Source organism: Kitasatospora sp. NPDC033851 (assembly GCF_055576085.1).
The window spans coordinates 275602-291727 of sequence record NZ_JBVIRL010000005.1; the positions used below are offsets into that span (position 1 = coordinate 275602).

A 16126-nucleotide genomic window follows, 5' to 3' on the forward strand; every position below is an offset into this window, starting at 1 on the left:
CATGCAAGGCAAGCGGGGGACGCAGAGCGGGCCGGGCCTGCGGAGCGTCCAGGACACCATCGCGCGGGCATTCGCCGAGTGCACGCCCGGCGGGGTGCGGCCGGGCGAACTCGACCGCGGCGGAAGGGCGTTGCGCTGGGTCGAGGCCGGGCAGGGCGGCGGCGCGCCGGTGGTCCTGATCGCAGGCTGCGGCACCCCGTCGCTCACCTGGACGCCCGTCCTGCCCGAACTCGCCCGGCACGGGCGGGTGGTGGCGTACGACCGGGCCGGACTCGGCGCCAGCGAGCCCCACCGCGCGACAGGCCGCGCGACAGGCGGTGCGACAGGTGGCGCCACAGGGCGCGCCACCGGCCTGGCCGTGGCCCGGGCCGCAGCTCCGACCCTGGACGGTCAGCTCGAGGACCTCGCCGCCCTGGTGCGGCACCTGGACGCAGGGCCGACGGTCCTGGTCGGCCACAGCTGGGGCGGCCAGCTGGCCCAACTCCTCGCCTGGCAGCGGCCGGAGCTGGTGGCCGGGCTGGTCCTGGTGGACCCGGCGCACGAGGAGTTCCAGCCGCCGGCCATCCGCGTCGCCGAAGCCGCGCTGAACCGGATGTGGCTGCTCCGTGCGGCGCTGGCGCCCTCCTCGCCCGGAGCGGCGGATCCGATCGCCCGGGCCGAGGCGGCCGTGGTCGCGCACCACCACCAGCGGTGGACCGTCCTCGCCGAGAACCGGCTGACGACCGTCGCCGCCCCCGAGATCCGGCGCCGCCGCTCCACGGCGCGGCTGCCCGAGGTGCCGGTGGCCGTGCTGAGCGCGACCGAGGGGCTGCCCGGGGTGCTGCGCTCCCGGTGGACCGCCCTGCAGTCGCAGATCGCGTCCGGTGCCATCAGGGGAACGCACATCGTGGTGCGCGGCGCCGGTCATGCCGTCCACGCCGACCGGCCCAGGGCGGTCATCGCGGCCGCGCTGGAGGTGTCCGACCACGCCCGATACATCCGGAAGGTCTGACAAGGCTCTGGCAGTTGTGCTCAATTCCTTTGCACATCCGAGCGGCTGAGGACACGACACGCTCTGGCACACTGTGTGCCGACGACCCGTCGGGGAGGGTCACGACACACGGGGGGACAGGGGCATGAGCGGGGCGGGCACCGTGCTCGGCGGGCGGTACAGGCTGGTCGAGAAGATCGGCGGCGGCGCGATGGGCTCGGTCTGGCGGGCCGAGGACACCGTGCTGGCGCGACAGGTGGCGGTCAAGATCCTCCGCTCGGAGCTGTTCGAGGACGGCACCGCCGCCCAGCGCTTCCGCCGGGAGGCCCAGCTGGTCGCCGCGATCGACCACCCCGGCGTCGTGCACGTCCACGACTACGGCGAGAGCGGTGCGGACGGTGACGAGCGCTGCGCCTACATCGTCATGGAGCTGATCGACGGCCGTCCGCTGGACCAGGTGCTCGAGGACACCGGCCCGATGACCGTGAAGCGCGCCCTCGGCCTGGTGGCCGGCGCCCTGGACGCGCTGCACGCCGCGCACCGGCGGGACATCGTGCACCGGGACATCAAGCCGTCCAACCTGATGGTGCGTACCGACGGCCGGGTGGCCGTCACCGACTTCGGCATCGCCCGGGCGATCGCCAGCACCAAGCTCACCGCCCCGTTCGCGATCATCGGCACCGCGCTCTACATGTCCCCGGAGCAGGCCGAGGGATTGCCCCTCGGGCCGGCCACCGACCTCTACTCGATCGGCGTGGTCTGCTACGAACTGCTGGTGGGCAAGCCGCCGTACTCCGGTGACGGGCCGCTGCAGATCGCGCTCAAGCACGTCAACCAGCCGGTGCCGGAGCTGCCGGAGGCCTTCCCTGCGGCGGTCCGGGTGCTGGTCGCCAGGGCGTTGGCCAAGAAGCCCGAGGAGCGGTTCGCGGACGCCGCCGCGATGGCGGCCGCGGCCCGCGCGGCGCTCGGCGGCGTCGGATCCGGGAGCGCCACGGGCGACAGCCGGACGATCGCCCTCCGGTCCGGCACCGGCTCGGCGGCAGAGGGGGAGGCCAAGCGAGAAGCCGAGGCGGCAGCCAAGGAACGAGCCGAGCGAGAGACGCCCGCGGGCGAGCCGGACAAGGGCGAGCCGGACAAGGGCGCGTCGGACAAGGGCGACCCGGCCAAGGGCGGGTCGGCCAAGGGCGGGTCGGCGAAGGCCGGCGCCGTGGTCACTCCCGCCATGCGTGACACCCCTTCGCCGGACGAGGTCGCGAAGGTGCAGTCGCAGGCGCAGACCGAGCCCGGCAAGCGCCGGTCCCGGCGCGCCCTGCTGGTGCCCGTGATCATCCCCGTCGTCATCTCGATGGGCACCGCCACCGCCCTGTTGGTCGACCGCAGCCCCGGCGACTCCGGTGCGGCCGTGCCGCCCGCCGCCCAGCCGACGGTCGTGGTCACCGTCTCCGCGAACCCGGTCACCGGCAGCCCGGCCGCCGCGACCACCACCGGGCCCGCCACTCCGCCGCCGACCGACGCCCCGGCGGCCACCCCGACCCCCGACCAGCCGGCGCCCGGCACCCCGAACCAGCAGCAGGCCCCCGTCCCGGTTCCGGGCCAGGCCGGAAACGCCGGCGGCGCCTCGGGCGGCAGCCGGGCCGGCGGTGCGGGCACGGCCTCCGGCGGTGGTACCTCCGGCAACGGGGCCGGTGGCAACGGGTCCGGTGGCACGTCCGGCAACGGGTCCGGTAGCGGCCAGGCGAACCAGCCCGGCGGCGGTGCCAACCCGCCCGCCCCGCCTGCCAACCAGAACCCGCAGCCGCCGGCCCAGACCACGGGCGGCGGCACCACCGCGGCCCCGCAGAGCCCGAGCCGGCCCCCGTCCTGCGGCGGCAACAGCTGGAGCACCATCGTCAGCGTCAAGGACGGCCGTTCGATCGGGATGCGCGACGACAACCTGAACGGCGACAACCCGATCGTGCTCGGCGGTGCCGCGCAGTACGGCTGGGTGCGGTCGACCAACCCCGGCTCGTGGATCCTCTTCAACGCCTGCAACAACGGCGGCCCGCAGCTCGTCCAGACCACGGACGGGAAGGTCGCGTTGAGCAACGGGTTCAGCTACCTCACCAACTGGACCGTCCGCAACGGCTCCACCGCGGGCTCGTACACGCTGGCCGACTACATGAACTCGGTCTGCATGACCAACAACGGTCCGGGCAACGCGGTCACCATGGTGACCTGTACCCCCGGCAATACGGCCCAGGAGTGGCGGCTCCAGTGAAGGCGTCCGGGGAGTCCTAGCAGTCGTCAGGCGCGCGGACAAGGGTGCGGGGTGGCGGACCCTCGCCACCCGGGTGTCAAGGGACCGTGTGGAAAGTTCTACACAGATGTAAAAGTCGATCGCAGGTCGATCGAATCCGCCCGCCGGACGGCCGTTCGGCGGGCGAAGGGCTGCCGCGCAGGCGGTCGGACATGGTTCGAGTGGAAACGAATCGCAGGATGCGGTGAATCGCCCCGATTCGCCTGCCACTTGAACACCCTTTACCCCGTGGCGGGACCTGGCCAATCCTTGAGGCAGACCTGTCATTTCATCTGTTGGATTGTCATGCTTGTGGTCATCCCCAGCGGTAGCCCCCACCCCCACCCTTGGTGGCGAGCCGCTCGACTGCACGGGATTTCAGCACGTCAGCGCCCGTTCCGCCCCACAGGTGCCGACCCGGCCCCCGGGACGTGGCGTGACCGCGCCCAGACGCGGTTTCCCGGAAGGACTCCCACGTGAAGCGAAAGCTCGCGGCTGTCGCCGTACTCTCGGCCACCGCCCTGCTGACCGGTGTGATCCAGGTGAGCACCGCCGCCCAGGCCGCCCCCGCCTCCTCGCCCTCGCCGCAGGCCCAGGCCGCCCAGCAGCACGCGACCGTGCTCGCGGTGGCGAGCGGCCAAGCCGGCCCGCTCGCCAAGGCGCTCGGCCTCGGCGACAAGGAGCAACTGGTCGCCAAGGACGCCGTGGTGGACAAGGACGGCACCCGTCACCTGCGCTTCGAGCGCACCTACGCCGGCCTGCCGGTGATCGGCGGCGACCTGGTCGTCCACCAGAAGGCCGACGGTGCCGTGAAGTCGGTCTCCAAGGCGGTCTCCGCGCGGATCGACCTGCCGAGCGTCACCCCGAAGGTCCCGGCCGACCAGGCCGCCGCACAGGCCACCGGCGCGGTCAAGGCCACCGTCGGGGCGACCCTCGACGCCGACCAGTCGCCGCTGGCCGACGTCCACCAGACCGGCAAGGCCCAACTGGTGGTCTGGGCCACCGACGGCAACCCCCGCCTCGCCTACCGCACCACCGTCGAAGGCGTGCGCGCCGACGGCACCCCGAGCAGCCAGGTCCTGGTCACCGACGCGGCGAGCGGCCAGGTGCTGTCCACCCACGAGAAGGTGCAGACCGCCGCCGGCACCGGCAAGGGCGTCTTCGTCGGCCAGGTCGCGCTGACCACCGCGGAGAGCGGCGGGCAGTACCAGCTCAAGGACGGCACCCGTGGCGGCCAGTCCACCACCGACATGAGCAACGGCACCTCGGGCAGCGGCTCGCTGTTCGCCAACACCACCGACACCTTCGGTGACGGCACCGCCGCCAACCGCGAATCCGCCGCCGTGGACGCCCAGTTCGGCGCCGCCACCACCTGGGACTTCTACAAGAACACCTTCAGCCGCAACGGCATCCGCAACGACGGCGTCGGCGCCCTCAGCCGGGTGCACTACGGCTCCAACTACGTCAACGCGTTCTGGAGCGACGACTGCTTCTGCATGTCGTACGGCGACGGCAGCGGCGACGCCGCCCCGCTCACCGAACTCGACGTGGCCGGCCACGAGATGACCCACGGCGTGACCGCCGCGACCGCCAACCTCAACTACGCGGGCGAGTCCGGCGGCCTCAACGAGGCCACCTCCGACATCATGGGCACGATGGTCGAGTTCTACGCCAACCTGCCCTCCAACCCCCCGAACTACTGGGTCGGCGAACTGATCAACCTGAACGGCGACGGCAGCCCGCTGCGCTACATGGACCAGCCGAGCAGGGACGGTCAGTCCGCCGACTACTGGGACGCCAACGTCGGCAACCTGGACGTCCACTACTCGTCCGGCGTGGCCAACCACTTCTTCTACCTGCTGTCCGAGGGCAGCGGCGCGAAGAGCATCAACGGGTTCAACTACAACAGCCCGACGTACGACAACTCGACGCTCGCCGGCATCGGCCGGGACAAGGCCGCGCAGATCTGGTACAAGGCGCTGACCACGTACTTCACGTCCACCACCGACTACGCAGCGGCCCGTGCGGCCACCCTCAGCGCGGCGACCGACCTGTACGGCGCGGGCAGCACGGAGTACAACGCCGTCGCCGCCACCTGGACGGCGGTCAACGTCAACTGAGGTGGGGCGACCGGGTCGGACTGATCGAGTCGGGTTGACCTGACTCGGGCGAAACCGAGGCCCTGCCGGGCCGTGGGTGCCGGCCGGAAGGGCCATGGGCGGCGGGGGCGACGGGGTGCGGACCACCGTCGCCCCCGCCGCTTCTTGCCGTTTGACGACACGTCAGGACCGGCCGATGTCGTGCAGCTCCTGCGCGGCGAGGACGGCGTCGCCGTGCTCGACGGCCCAGGAGCCGAGTGCGCGGATCGGGCCGAGCAGGGCCGCGCCCGCCTCGGTGAGGGCGTAGTCGACCCGTGGCGGGGCCTCGGCGTAACGGCGGTGCTCCACCAGGCCGTTGTACTCCAGTCGCCGTAGCGCCTCGTTGAGGACCTTCGGGCTGATCCCGCCGATCCGGTCGAGCAGCGCCCGCGGGCGCATCGGTCCCCGCTCGCCGAGGACGTAGACGACAACGCTGTCCCAGCGGTTGGCGATCACCTCGAAGGCCAGCCGGGCGCGGCAGTCGGCCGCGAAGGCGCCGCCGCCCAGGTCGTCGGCCTCCTCGCCGTCCCCCTTCTCGATCTCGCCGCTGCGGCTCGTGGTGTCCATGCGGCCATCCTGCCCGAACCGATGCGTACCGGGCGGTGTGCATCGGGCCGCCTAGCGTGCCGGGTACGGAAGTTCGCACCGACTGCGGTCGGGCACCGATGGCGAGGAGTGGACATGCGGATCGGCATTCTGGGGACGGGCGCCATGGCGGCGGCCCTCGGTGGGGCCTGGGTGCGGGCCGGGCACGAGGTACTGGTGGGCGGTCGCGACCCGGAGGCGGCGAAGCAACTGGCTGCAGCGATGGGCGCGGTGGACGGCGGCGACCCGGCGCAGGCAGCGAGGTTCGGGGAGGCCGTACTGGTCGCGGTACCGGCCGCGGCGGCGGTGGCGGTGGTCGCCCCGCTGGCGGCCGAACTGGCCGGGCGGACCCTCCTGGACTGCACCGTGCCGATGGCCCCGGGCGCGGACGGCCCGCACCTGACCACGACGGGAACCGCCGACTCCATCGCCGCGCGGCTCGCCTCGACGGCTCCGGCGGCCCGGGTGGCCAAGGTGTTCGGCATCTGCCACGAGAGCATCTGGACCCTGCCGCGGCCCGCTTTCGAGGGCGGCACCCCGCTCGGCGTCCCGTACTGCGCGGACGACCCGGTGGCCGCCGCGCTGGTCGCCGACCTGGTGGCTTCCATGGGCTGCCTGCCGGTGCACTGCGGCGGGCTCGACCGGGCCGGACTGCTGGAGGCGACGGCCGTCTTCGCGATCGGCGTCTGGTGGTCGGGCGGCGAGGCGCGCCGGGTCTTCCCGTCGCCGGCCCTGGCGCCGGGAGCGACCGACGACGAGGGCTAGCAGGGCCGGCAGGCCGCCGTGGCCCCCAGAACCTGCGGCCGTCGCGGTACGGCCGGGGGCGGAGGGGCGGCGGGATGACAGCTGACAGCGGACAGATTTCAACATCTGTCCGCTGTCAGCTGTTGTCTGTTATCTGTCGCCTGTCCGCCGTCACCTGTTCGCCGAGCCCTGGGTGAGGCCCGCGCGGATCCCGTCCAGGATCAGCCCCGCGCCGGTGTAGCCGATGCCGAGCATCCACAGGCTGTCGACCACCTGGAACACCCGGCCGTTCCGGACGGCATCCAGGTTCTTCCACAGCGCGCCCGCGGTGACCCTGCCCACGTCGGACTTGTCCGCGTCCCCGTACACCGAGTAGAAGATGACGTCGGCCGCCGCCTGGTCGACCTGCTCCGGGCTGATCTCGATCGAGAAGCCGGGCTTGTCCTGGTTGGCGGGTCGACCGAGCCCGAGGTCCTTGAACAGTGAGCCGACGAAGGTGTCGTTGAGGTACAGCCTGGTCGGCGCGCCCGCCAGGAAGCGGGCCATCTCGACCCGGGTGGCGGCGGCCTTGGCCGGTCCGCCGAGTGCGGTGACCAGGTCCCGCAGCTTCGTCCGGTACGCGGTGTCCGCAGCCTCGGCCTCGGCCTGGCGGCCCAGCGCCTCCGCGTGCAGCCGGGCGTTCTCCTTCCAGGTCGGTCCGGTGGTCTTGGAGAGCACGGTCGGTGCGATCTTGGACAGCTCGTCGTACCGCTTGTCGTCGCGGACCTGGTTGCTCAGGATCAGGTCCGGCCGCAGCGCCGCGATCGCCTCCAGGCTGGGCTGGCCGATGGCGCCGACGGCCTTCGTCCCGGTCAGCCGGTCAGCGGGGAGGTAGGTCGGGAAGGGTGCGCCGGCGCTGACGGTGGTGGCGCCGACCGGGACGAGACCGAGGGTGACCACCGAGTCCAGGGCGTCGGTGTCCAGCGCCACCACCCGAGCCGCCCGCGCCGGTACGGTGCTCTCGCCGCGTGCGTGCCGGACGGTCCTGGTGCCGCCGCTGCCGGACGAACCGGCTGCCGGGGCAGGTGAGTCGGAGGTGCAGGCGGCGAGCGTCAGGCCCGGGGGGAGCCCGGCGACGAGGCCGAGTACGGCGCGGCGGCTGAGGGGTCTGGGCATCGACGGCACCTCCGACGTACGGGCAGGGCGCGGGAATCCCTGCCCGCACAGCAGCCCGGGTACGCCTCGGAACCGCGCCGGCCCGCCTGCACCTCGGAACCGCCGCGGCCCGCTACGCCTCGGAGCCGTTCTCCCGTCGCTGGCGCAGCAGTTCGTCGTACTCGGCGTGCACCCGGCGGTCCATGGCGAGGGCGAACTGGGCGTCGGCGACGGTCCGGGCGAGTGGCCGCACCCGCAGGATGCGTTCGGTGAGCCGGGCCGCCTCGCCGGGTGGCAGCGGGGTGTCGGCGGACAGTGCGCTGAGCAGGTGCTCGCTGACGACCTCGATGAAGATCTCGGCGATGGCGTCCACGTGTTCCCGGGTGCGCCGGCTGGCGTCCAGCACCGCCGAGAGCGGCACGCCCTCCGCCACCAGCTCGGTGGTGGCGTCCATCAGGCGGCGGCTGACGTGGGTGATCCCGTCCTCCTCGACGGTGATGTAGCCCTGGGCGATCGATTCGGCGGTGTTCTCCTCGGTGAGCTGGTCTCCGAAGGCGGCCTTCAGTTCCTCCCAGTCCAGACGTACCGGGGCCTCGTCCGACCAGGGTGCGACGATCGCCGCCTCCAGTCCGATGAGGTCCGCGACGTCCCGGCCGCTCTCGCCGGCGCCGATCAGTTCGACGATGCCGCCGAGGGTGTGGCCGCGTTCCAGCAGTTCGCCGATCATCCGCAGCCGGGCCAGGTGCTCCTCGCCGTACCAGGCGATCCGGCCCTCCTTGCGGGGCGGTTGGAGCAGTTTGCGCTCGCGGTAGAAGCGCAGGGTGCGGGTGGTGATGCCGGCCGCTTCGGCCAGTTCCTCCACCCGGTACTCGCGTTTTCTGTCGCCCGCAGCAGCTCTGACCTTGTCCACGGCGATCAGCATAGGTCCGTCGGCCGGAAAGGCTCCCGGAACGCGGAAGGGAAGCTCCCGGAACCCGGAAGACTCCCGGAACCGGGGCTGTCGCGCTTCTTCCATCCGGTGTCAGCAAGGGCTACCCTGCCAACCATGCCAGTGATTACTGGCGCGATTGGCAGGGTTCCGGGGCAAGCCCCCCGGAGAGCGCGACGATCACCGCCCCACCCTCAGGAGGAGGCCGCATGGCATCCAGCAGCAAGCGCCCCCGATCCGGCGCGTCCGAGACGTCCGCGGTGCCGGACCGGGCCGTACCGCACGTCCGGGTGGCGGTGATCGGCTCCGGCTTCGGCGGCCTCGGCGCCGCGGTCCGGCTGCGCCGCGCCGGGATCACCGACTTCGTGGTCCTGGAACGCGCGGACTCCGTCGGCGGCACCTGGCGCGACAACAGCTACCCCGGCTGCGCCTGCGACGTGCCCTCGCACCTCTACTCCTTCTCCTTCGCCCCCAACCCCGACTGGCCGCGCAGCTTCTCCGGCCAGCCGGACATCCGCGCCTACCTGGAGAAGGTCGCCACCGTCTTCGGTCTCCGCCCCCACCTGCGGTTCAACACCGAGGTGCTGGAGGCGCGTTGGGAGAGCGACGAGACCCGCTGGCGGATCACCACCTCGGCCGGTCAGTGGACCGCCGACGCTGTCGTCTCCGCCGCCGGACCGCTCGCCGACCCGCAGATCCCCGACCTGCCCGGGCTGAGCGGCTTCACCGGCAAGGTGTTCCACTCCTCGCGCTGGGACCACGACTTCGACCTGACCGGCAAGCGCGTCGCCATGGTCGGCACCGGCGCCTCCGCCGCCCAGATCATCCCGTCGATCCAGCCCAAGGTCGGCAAGCTGACCGTCTTCCAGCGCACCCCGGCCTGGGTCCTGCCGCGCCGCGACCGCGAGATCACCCAGCTGGAGAAGTGGCTGCACGGCCGCCTGCCGGTCACCGCGGCGATCCGCCGCGGCACCCTGTTCGCCCTCCGCGAGCTCCAGGTCGACGCCTTCGTCCGCCGCCCCGGAATGCTGCGCCTGGTCCAGCAGCTCGCCGAACGCCACATCGCCCAGGGCATCCAGGACCCGGCGCTGCGCGCCAAGCTCACCCCGGACTACCGGATCGGCTGCAAGCGCATCCTGCTCAGCAACACCTACTACCCGGCGCTCGCTGCGGCCAACACCGAGGTCGTCTCCTCCGGCCTGCGCGAACTGCGCGGCTCCACGCTGGTCGCGGCCGACGGCAGCGAGCACGAGGTGGACGCCATCGTCTTCGGCACCGGCTTCCACGTCACCGACATGCCCATCGGGGACCGGGTGTTCGGCGTCGACGGCACCAGCCTGGCCGAGGAGTGGAAGGACGGCATGGAGGCGCTGCGCGGCTCGACCGTGCGCGGCTTCCCGAACCTCTTCTTCGTCATCGGGCCCAACACCGGCCTCGGCAACAGCTCGATGATTCTCATGATCGAATCCCAACTGAACTACATGATCGACGCGTTGACCACGCTCGGCTCGATCGGCGCCGCCGCCATGCAGCCGACCGCGCGCGCCCAGCGGCAGTGGAACCTCGAACTGCAGCACCGGATGGACCGCACCGTCTGGACCACCGGCGGCTGCCGCAGCTGGTACCTCGACCCGAGCGGCAAGAACACGGTGCTCTGGCCCGACTCCACCACCTCGTTCCGCCGCGCCACCCGCAAGGTGGACCTCGGCGAATACGAGCTGATCATGCGGGCGGTGCCGACTGCCGCCCGCACCGTCCAGGAGGTCACCGCGTGAGTTCCGTCCATCTGCCTGCCGAGTACGAACCACCCGTTCCCATCGAGGAGTTGAGCGTCCGCTCGGCGGACGGCATCCGGCTGCACGTCGAGGTGCACGGCCAACCCGGCGCTCCCACCGTGGTGCTGGCGCACGGCTGGACCTGTTCGACCGCCTTCTGGGCCCCGGTGATCCGCGAACTCTCCGACCGCTACCGGGTGGTGGTCTACGACCAGCGCGGCCACGGACACAGCGAGATCCCGCCGAGCCGGGCCCGCTACTCGACCCGGGCGCTCGCCGAGGACCTGTCCGCCGTGCTCGCCCGGACCGTCCCGGCGGGGGAGCGGGCCGTCCTGGCCGGGCACAGCATGGGCGGAATGACCATCATGGCCGCCGGTGGCCGCCCCGACGTCGCCGAGCGCACCGCCGCCGCCGTCCTGATCTCCACCGGGCCGAGCGAGTTGGTGGCCGAGCTCACCGTCCTGCCCCCGGGCGTTCGCTCCCCGGGCCTGCGCCGCTTCCTGCACCGGCAGCTGCTGCGCTCCCGGATGCCGCTCGGACCGGTCTCGCCGCTCAGCCGGGTGGCGCTCAAGTACGCGACCATGGGGCCGAGTTCGCCCGCCGGTCAGGTCGAGGCGACGGCCCGGATCGTGCACGCCTGCCCGACCGCCGTCCGCGCCAACTGGGCCGCGGTGCTCGACCGGCTGGACGTCCACGCGGGGCTGGCCCGGCTCACCGCGCCCACGGCGGTGGTGGTCGGCACCAACGACCGGCTGACCCCGCCGGTGCACGCACACCGGATGGTCGCCGAACTCAAGGATCCGCAGGGGCTGTTGCTGCTGCCCGGGGTCGGGCACATGTCGCCGCTGGAGCGGCCGTCGGAGGTCGCCGCCGAGATCCACCGGATGGCCGCCGAGCACCTGGTCGGCGCGCCCGCCGGCGCTGATCCCGTCCCGGCCGCAGCCGCCGACTCCACTGCAGAACCCGCCGGGGACACCGCCGTCTCCCTCGCCCACTCCGCCCTTGCCCTCGCCACCGCGGACTCCACTGTGGAGTCCACCAGCGACTCCACCGACGAAAGGACCGCCGTCGCATGAACGCCATCCCGCCGTTGTCCGCGCAGGTCGTCGTCGTCACCGGGGCCGCCCGCGGGGTCGGCGCGTCGCTGGCCCGCAAGCTCGCCCGGCGCGGAGCCAAGGTCGCCCTGCTGGGGCTCGAGCCGGAGGAGCTGAAGGCCGTCGCCACCCAGTGCGGGCCCGACGCGACCAGCTGGGAGGTGGACGTCACCGACCTCGACGCGCTCGACGACACCGCCCGCCGGATCAAGGAGCACTACGGGCGGATCGACACGGTCGTCGCCAACGCCGGGATCGCCATCGGCGGACCGCTGACGGACAGCGACCACCGGGCCTTCAGCCGGGTCATCGAGGTGAACCTGCTCGGCAGCGTCGCCACCGCGCGGGCCTTCCTGCCGGCGCTCACCGAGAGCCGCGGCTACCTGCTGCAGATCGCCTCGCTCGCCGCGCTGACGCCGGCGCCGCTGATGAGCGCGTACTGCGCCAGCAAGGCCGGGGTGGAGGCCTTCGCCCACTCGATCCGCGCCGAGGTCGCCCACCAGGGGGTGAAGGTCGGCGTCGGATACCTGAGCTGGACCGACACCGACATGGTGCGCGGCGCCGACGAGGACACCGTGCTGAAGCAGATGCGGTCCCGGCTGCCGTGGCCGGCGAACAAGACGTACCCGCTGGAGCCCGCGGTGGACCGGATCGTCGCGGGGATCGCCCGCCGGTCCGCCCACGTCTACGCCCAGGCCTGGCTGCGCGGCATGCAGCCGGTCCGCTGGGTGCTGCCGAGCCTGATCGCGGTGGTCGGCTCCCGGGACGTCGCCCGGCTCGCCCCCCAGCTCGCGGCCACCGCCGCGAGCCGCCTGCGCGCCGTCGGCGCCGGAGGTGCGGCGGACACGGCAGCCCGGGGGAGCCACAGCGGCTCGGGCAGCTGACCCCGGACGGGGTCACAGAGGACAGCTGGCGGACGGCAGTCGACAGATGACAGCTGACAGATTTCGAAATCCGTCAGCTGTCATCTGTCAGCTGTTCGCAATCCGCGCCAGCGTCTCCAGCGCCCGCGCCAGCACCGGCAACGGCGGCGACGCGAGCCCGACCCGGACGGCGGACGGCGAGCGCCGCGGATCCACCGCGAACGCCGTCGCGGGCGTGACCGAGACCCCGGCCCGTGCGGCCGCCGCGACGAAGGTCTCCGCCCGCCACGCCCCCGGCAGCTCCCACCACAGGTAGTACGAGCACGGATCGGCCCGCAGCCGCTGCCCCGCCAGCACCTCGCGCGCCAGCAGCTGCCGGGCCGCCGCGTCGGCCCGCTTCGCCGCCTCGACCACGGCCAGCGTGCCGTCCCCGATCCAGCGCACCGCGGCCTCCAGCGCGAACCCGCTCGGCGTCCACCCGCCCGACCGCAGCGTGCCCGCCACCGGATCGCGCAGCGCGGCCGGCACGACCGCGAACCCGGTGGTCAGCCCGGGGGCCAGCCGCTTGGAGAGGCTGTCCACCAGGACGGTGCGCTCCGGTGCCAGCGCGGCCAGGGGTTTCAGCTCGGGTCGCAGGAAGGACCAGATGGCGTCCTCGACCACCGGCAGGTCGAGCCGTCGCAGCTCCTCCGCGAGCGCCACCGCCCGCTCGCGCGGCAGGCTCACTCCGAGCGGGTTCTGCAGCCGGGGCTGCAGGTACACGGCACGCAGCGGCGCCGCCCGGTGGGCGGCCGCGACGGCGTCCGGCAGCAGCCCGTCCTCGTCCACCGCCAGCGGCACCAGCCTGATGCCCAGCCGTTCCGCCACCGCCTTGACCACCGGATAGGTCAGCGCCTCCACCCCGAGCCGCTGCCCGGGCGGCACCAGCGCGGAGAGCGCCCCTGCGACGGCCTGTCGCCCGTTGCCCGCGAACAGCAGGTCCGCGGCGTCGAACTCCCGGGAACCGGTCGACAGGAGACCCGCGAAGGCCCGCCGCGCCGCGCCCGTCCCGGCCGCGCCGATCGGCCGCAGAGCCTCCCCGAGCGCGTCCGCGCGCAGCAGCGGTGCCAGTCCACCCGCCAGCAGTTCGGACTGCCCGGGGACGACCGGGTAGTTGAGCTCCAGGTCCACGGGCGCGGCGGTGGGCTCGGCGAGCGGGACGAGGCCGCCGTCCGCACCGCGCCCGGCCCGGACGAAGGTCCCGCGCCCGACCTCTCCGACGGTCAGGCCGCGTCGGGCCAGTTCCCGGTAGACCCGCCCCGCCGTCGAGTTGGCGATGCCCCGGCTGCGGGCGAAAGCGCGCTGGGTGGGCAGCTGCTGGCCGGGCCGCAGCCGTCCGCCCGCAATGTCGGCGGCGACCAGGTCGGCGATCAGGCGGTAGTCGTCCATCGGCGTCGATCCCCTCATGCCCTGACCATCATTGCACCGAGTGCAAAGTCATCATTGCATTGAGCCGTCCACCCGTCCTAGCCTCCTCGCATGGACCACCTGGACCGCCTGCACCTGGATCACATGGACGCGTTGACATCCGCCGTGGACGGCCACGCCGTGCTCGGCATCGCTGCCGTGGCACTGGGCATGGTGCTGTCGCCGGGACCCAACATGATCTACCTGGTCTCGCGCTCGATCGCGCAGGGCCGCCGCGCCGGGCTGATCTCGCTGCTCGGGGTCGCGACCGGCTTCCTGGTCTACCTCGTCGCCGTGACGGCGGGGGTGGCCGCGGTGTTCTCGGTGGTGCCCGCCCTCTACACCGCGATCAAGCTGGCCGGCGCCGGCTACCTGCTCTGGCTGGCCTGGAAGGCGGTCAAGCCGGGCGGTACGGCGGTCTTCGCCCCGCAGGAGCTGCCGCCGGACCCGCCGCGCCGCCTCTTCGCGATGGGCTTCCTGACCTGCCTGCTCAACCCCAAGATCGCGATCATGTACATCTCGCTGCTGCCCCAGTTCGTGGCACCGGAGCGCGGCCACGTCGCCCTGCAGAGCCTGCTGCTGGGCCTGACCCAGATCGCGATCGCGATCACCGTCAACGGCCTGATCGCGATGAGCGCGGGCAGCATCGCCGCCTTCCTCAACCGCCGCCCCGCCTGGCTGCGCATCCAGCGCTACGTGATGGGCACCGTCCTCGCCGGCCTCGCCGTGCACATCGCCGCCGACCGCGCCAAGGCAGTCGTGGCCTAGGACCAATGCCGGTGATTTAAGGTCCTGCCCGGTCCGGCGATCGTGACGATGGCCGGAGCGGGTGGTGGCCAGTCGCGGTGTTCGGCCCGTTTGAGGGGCCAGTTGGACATCTTGCGTTTGATGACGCGTGGGCATGATCGGTTACGCCGTGGTGGCAAGAGGCGTTCGCTGATCTCAGCCAGGGTTCGGGTGAGTGCGCGGGCGAGTGTGCCGGGGGGAAAGCGCCGCCTGGGCGGGGACCTGGCGGCGTACGACCCGCAGGCTGCGGGTGAAGGAGAGCCGGTCGGGGTCCAGGCCCTCGTGCAGGGCGGCCTGGTGCATCAGCTGCCGGACGGCATGGTGGACGAGGAGGAGCCCGTAGATCTCCTGCTCGACGCCCCACGGGTACTTCGAGCGCAGGACGAGTTTGGGGCCGCGCTGGTGGGTCTTGATCTCGTCCAGTGTGGTCTCGATCTCCCATCGCTGGGTGTAGAGCGCGGCCAGCTCTCGGGCCGGTGCCTGTTCGGGGTCGAGGATGGTGGTGACCAGCCGGTAGACGGCCTGGTCGCCGGTGCGGGCCAGGGTGTACTCCACGACCCGCACGAGCACGGGGTTGCGGCGGCTCCTCCGGTCCTGTTCGGCGTGGACCGTGCTGAGGTAGGAGCCGTCGTCCAGGGCCCGCACGACCGGTAGGGCGGCGTTGGAGCGGACCCGCCACAGCAGGTCCGCTCCGCTGGCCCGGGCGGCCTGCCACAGTTCGAAGCCGTAGAAGCCCCGGTCGGCCAGCAGCAGCATCCCCTCTTGCAGACGGGTGAACAGCTGCCGGGACAGTGACTGCTCACTGGCCGAGAGCGGGCCGACGGCCGCGCCGAACATCGCGTGGGTGCCGCATTCGGCCAGTCCGACCAGCCTGGCCTGCGGAAACGCACTCGCCCCACGGCCGGACGCGTGTCGGCCGAAGAACTCGGTGTTGGCCTCGGTGTCCGCCAGGTCCAGGCAGGTGCCGTCCACCGCCACCACGCGCCACCGCCGGTACCAGGCACCCGCCGTCTTGGGCACGGCCAGCGGGCGGCAGACCCGCGCGAACAGCACCTTCAGCGGCTCGACGCCCAAACGTCGGCGGGCCCGGCCGATCGCGGCGGTCGTGGGCACCCGCCACGACCGCCGCCCGTCCCCGAGCCCCTCGCCCAGCAGCCGGGCGACCTCCTCGTAGCCCTGCCCGAAGAACAGACACATCGCCAGCACGAAGTACACCACCACCCGCGCCGGCAGCAGACGACTGCGCTTCTCACCCCGCCCGGTCTTAGCGATCACCTCATCGACCAGACCCGGCGGAAACGCCTGCGTCAGCACCCCGATCGCAATCCGATCCGACAACCGCTCACCCGCACACGACTTGACCTGCCCCACCCTCGCCACACCACAAC

Annotated in this window: 13 protein-coding genes; 8 read left to right on the plus strand and 5 right to left on the minus strand. The window is 72.7% G+C overall.

Features of this window, described 5'->3' with window-relative positions:
- The first annotated feature begins 1 nt into the window (after window position 1).
- From ACZ51D_RS12970 to ACZ51D_RS12980, 3 genes are all read left to right on the plus strand, one after another.
- Entirely contained in the window at window positions 2-991 is a 990-nt protein-coding gene (locus tag ACZ51D_RS12970; protein WP_465662358.1) for an alpha/beta fold hydrolase, read from the plus strand.
- A 124-nt stretch (window positions 992-1115) separates the two neighbouring features.
- Window positions 1116-3227 carry a protein kinase domain-containing protein gene (locus ACZ51D_RS12975; RefSeq protein WP_465662250.1) on the plus strand — a complete coding sequence of 704 codons (2112 nt, stop codon included), beginning with the start codon at window positions 1116-1118 and terminating at the stop codon, window positions 3225-3227.
- A 494-nt stretch (window positions 3228-3721) separates the two neighbouring features.
- The gene (locus ACZ51D_RS12980; RefSeq protein ID WP_465662252.1) at window positions 3722-5365 is read left to right on the plus strand and encodes a M4 family metallopeptidase; all 1644 of its coding nucleotides are present in this window, start codon (window positions 3722-3724) and stop codon (window positions 5363-5365) included.
- A gap of 162 nt (window positions 5366-5527) precedes the next feature.
- Here ACZ51D_RS12980 and ACZ51D_RS12985 read toward each other — a convergent pair whose 3' ends face one another.
- Window positions 5528-5950, minus strand: coding sequence for a winged helix-turn-helix transcriptional regulator (locus ACZ51D_RS12985; RefSeq protein ID WP_465620625.1), 423 nt, complete (start codon window positions 5948-5950; stop codon window positions 5528-5530).
- Between the two features lie 114 nt (window positions 5951-6064).
- Between ACZ51D_RS12985 and ACZ51D_RS12990 the strand changes: the two genes are divergently transcribed.
- Window positions 6065-6733, plus strand: a complete 669-nt coding sequence (locus ACZ51D_RS12990; RefSeq protein WP_465620624.1) for an NADPH-dependent F420 reductase — start codon at window positions 6065-6067, stop codon at window positions 6731-6733.
- A gap of 150 nt (window positions 6734-6883) precedes the next feature.
- On the opposite strand, the gene ACZ51D_RS12995 is transcribed toward ACZ51D_RS12990, so the two are convergent.
- The gene (locus ACZ51D_RS12995) at window positions 6884-7867 is read right to left on the minus strand and encodes an ABC transporter substrate-binding protein (RefSeq protein ID WP_465620622.1); all 984 of its coding nucleotides are present in this window, start codon (window positions 7865-7867) and stop codon (window positions 6884-6886) included.
- A 112-nt stretch (window positions 7868-7979) separates the two neighbouring features.
- Window positions 7980-8768 (minus strand): MerR family transcriptional regulator, encoded by a 789-nt coding sequence (locus tag ACZ51D_RS13000; RefSeq protein WP_465662254.1) that lies wholly within the window; start codon window positions 8766-8768, stop codon window positions 7980-7982.
- A gap of 215 nt (window positions 8769-8983) precedes the next feature.
- Here ACZ51D_RS13000 and ACZ51D_RS13005 point away from each other — a divergent pair, with 215 nt between their 5' ends.
- From ACZ51D_RS13005 to ACZ51D_RS13015, 3 genes are read left to right on the plus strand one after another with little or no spacing between them, the layout of a single operon-like run.
- Window positions 8984-10549 (plus strand): flavin-containing monooxygenase, encoded by a 1566-nt coding sequence (locus tag ACZ51D_RS13005; protein WP_465662256.1) that lies wholly within the window; start codon window positions 8984-8986, stop codon window positions 10547-10549.
- Window positions 10546-11625, plus strand: a complete 1080-nt coding sequence (locus ACZ51D_RS13010) for an alpha/beta fold hydrolase (RefSeq protein ID WP_465662257.1) — start codon at window positions 10546-10548, stop codon at window positions 11623-11625. The genes ACZ51D_RS13005 and ACZ51D_RS13010 overlap by 4 nt, the downstream gene beginning before the upstream one ends.
- The gene (locus ACZ51D_RS13015) at window positions 11622-12527 is read left to right on the plus strand and encodes an SDR family oxidoreductase (RefSeq protein WP_465620616.1); all 906 of its coding nucleotides are present in this window, start codon (window positions 11622-11624) and stop codon (window positions 12525-12527) included. Before ACZ51D_RS13010 ends, ACZ51D_RS13015 begins: the two co-directional genes overlap by 4 nt.
- 87 nt (window positions 12528-12614) lie before the next feature.
- Here ACZ51D_RS13015 and ACZ51D_RS13020 read toward each other — a convergent pair whose 3' ends face one another.
- Window positions 12615-13934, minus strand: coding sequence for an aminotransferase-like domain-containing protein (locus ACZ51D_RS13020; RefSeq protein ID WP_465662360.1), 1320 nt, complete (start codon window positions 13932-13934; stop codon window positions 12615-12617).
- Window positions 13935-14057: 123 nt separating this feature from the next.
- Here ACZ51D_RS13020 and ACZ51D_RS13025 point away from each other — a divergent pair, with 123 nt between their 5' ends.
- On the plus strand, window positions 14058-14720 hold the full coding sequence (locus tag ACZ51D_RS13025; protein WP_465662361.1) for a LysE family translocator: 663 nt from the start codon (window positions 14058-14060) through the stop codon (window positions 14718-14720).
- 174 nt (window positions 14721-14894) lie between these two features.
- Here the strand turns inward: ACZ51D_RS13025 and ACZ51D_RS13030 are convergent, their stop codons facing one another.
- A complete protein-coding gene (locus ACZ51D_RS13030; RefSeq protein WP_465662259.1) occupies window positions 14895-16118 on the minus strand; it encodes an IS4 family transposase in 1224 nt (407 codons plus the stop codon).
- Window positions 16119-16126: the final 8 nt, after the last annotated feature.

Coding starts and splice junctions, on each gene's coding strand:
- ACZ51D_RS12970 (WP_465662358.1), top strand. CDS start 2: ATGCAAGGCAAGCGGGGGACGCAGAGCGGGCCGGGCCTGCGGAGCGTC.
- ACZ51D_RS12975 (WP_465662250.1), top strand. CDS start 1,116: ATGAGCGGGGCGGGCACCGTGCTCGGCGGGCGGTACAGGCTGGTCGAG.
- ACZ51D_RS12985 (WP_465620625.1), bottom strand. CDS start 5,950: ATGGACACCACGAGCCGCAGCGGCGAGATCGAGAAGGGGGACGGCGAG.
- ACZ51D_RS12990 (WP_465620624.1), top strand. CDS start 6,065: ATGCGGATCGGCATTCTGGGGACGGGCGCCATGGCGGCGGCCCTCGGT.
- ACZ51D_RS12995 (WP_465620622.1), bottom strand. CDS start 7,867: ATGCCCAGACCCCTCAGCCGCCGCGCCGTACTCGGCCTCGTCGCCGGG.
- ACZ51D_RS13000 (WP_465662254.1), bottom strand. CDS start 8,768: ATGCTGATCGCCGTGGACAAGGTCAGAGCTGCTGCGGGCGACAGAAAA.
- ACZ51D_RS13005 (WP_465662256.1), top strand. CDS start 8,984: ATGGCATCCAGCAGCAAGCGCCCCCGATCCGGCGCGTCCGAGACGTCC.
- ACZ51D_RS13015 (WP_465620616.1), top strand. CDS start 11,622: ATGAACGCCATCCCGCCGTTGTCCGCGCAGGTCGTCGTCGTCACCGGG.
- ACZ51D_RS13020 (WP_465662360.1), bottom strand. CDS start 13,934: ATGGACGACTACCGCCTGATCGCCGACCTGGTCGCCGCCGACATTGCG.
- ACZ51D_RS13025 (WP_465662361.1), top strand. CDS start 14,058: ATGGACGCGTTGACATCCGCCGTGGACGGCCACGCCGTGCTCGGCATC.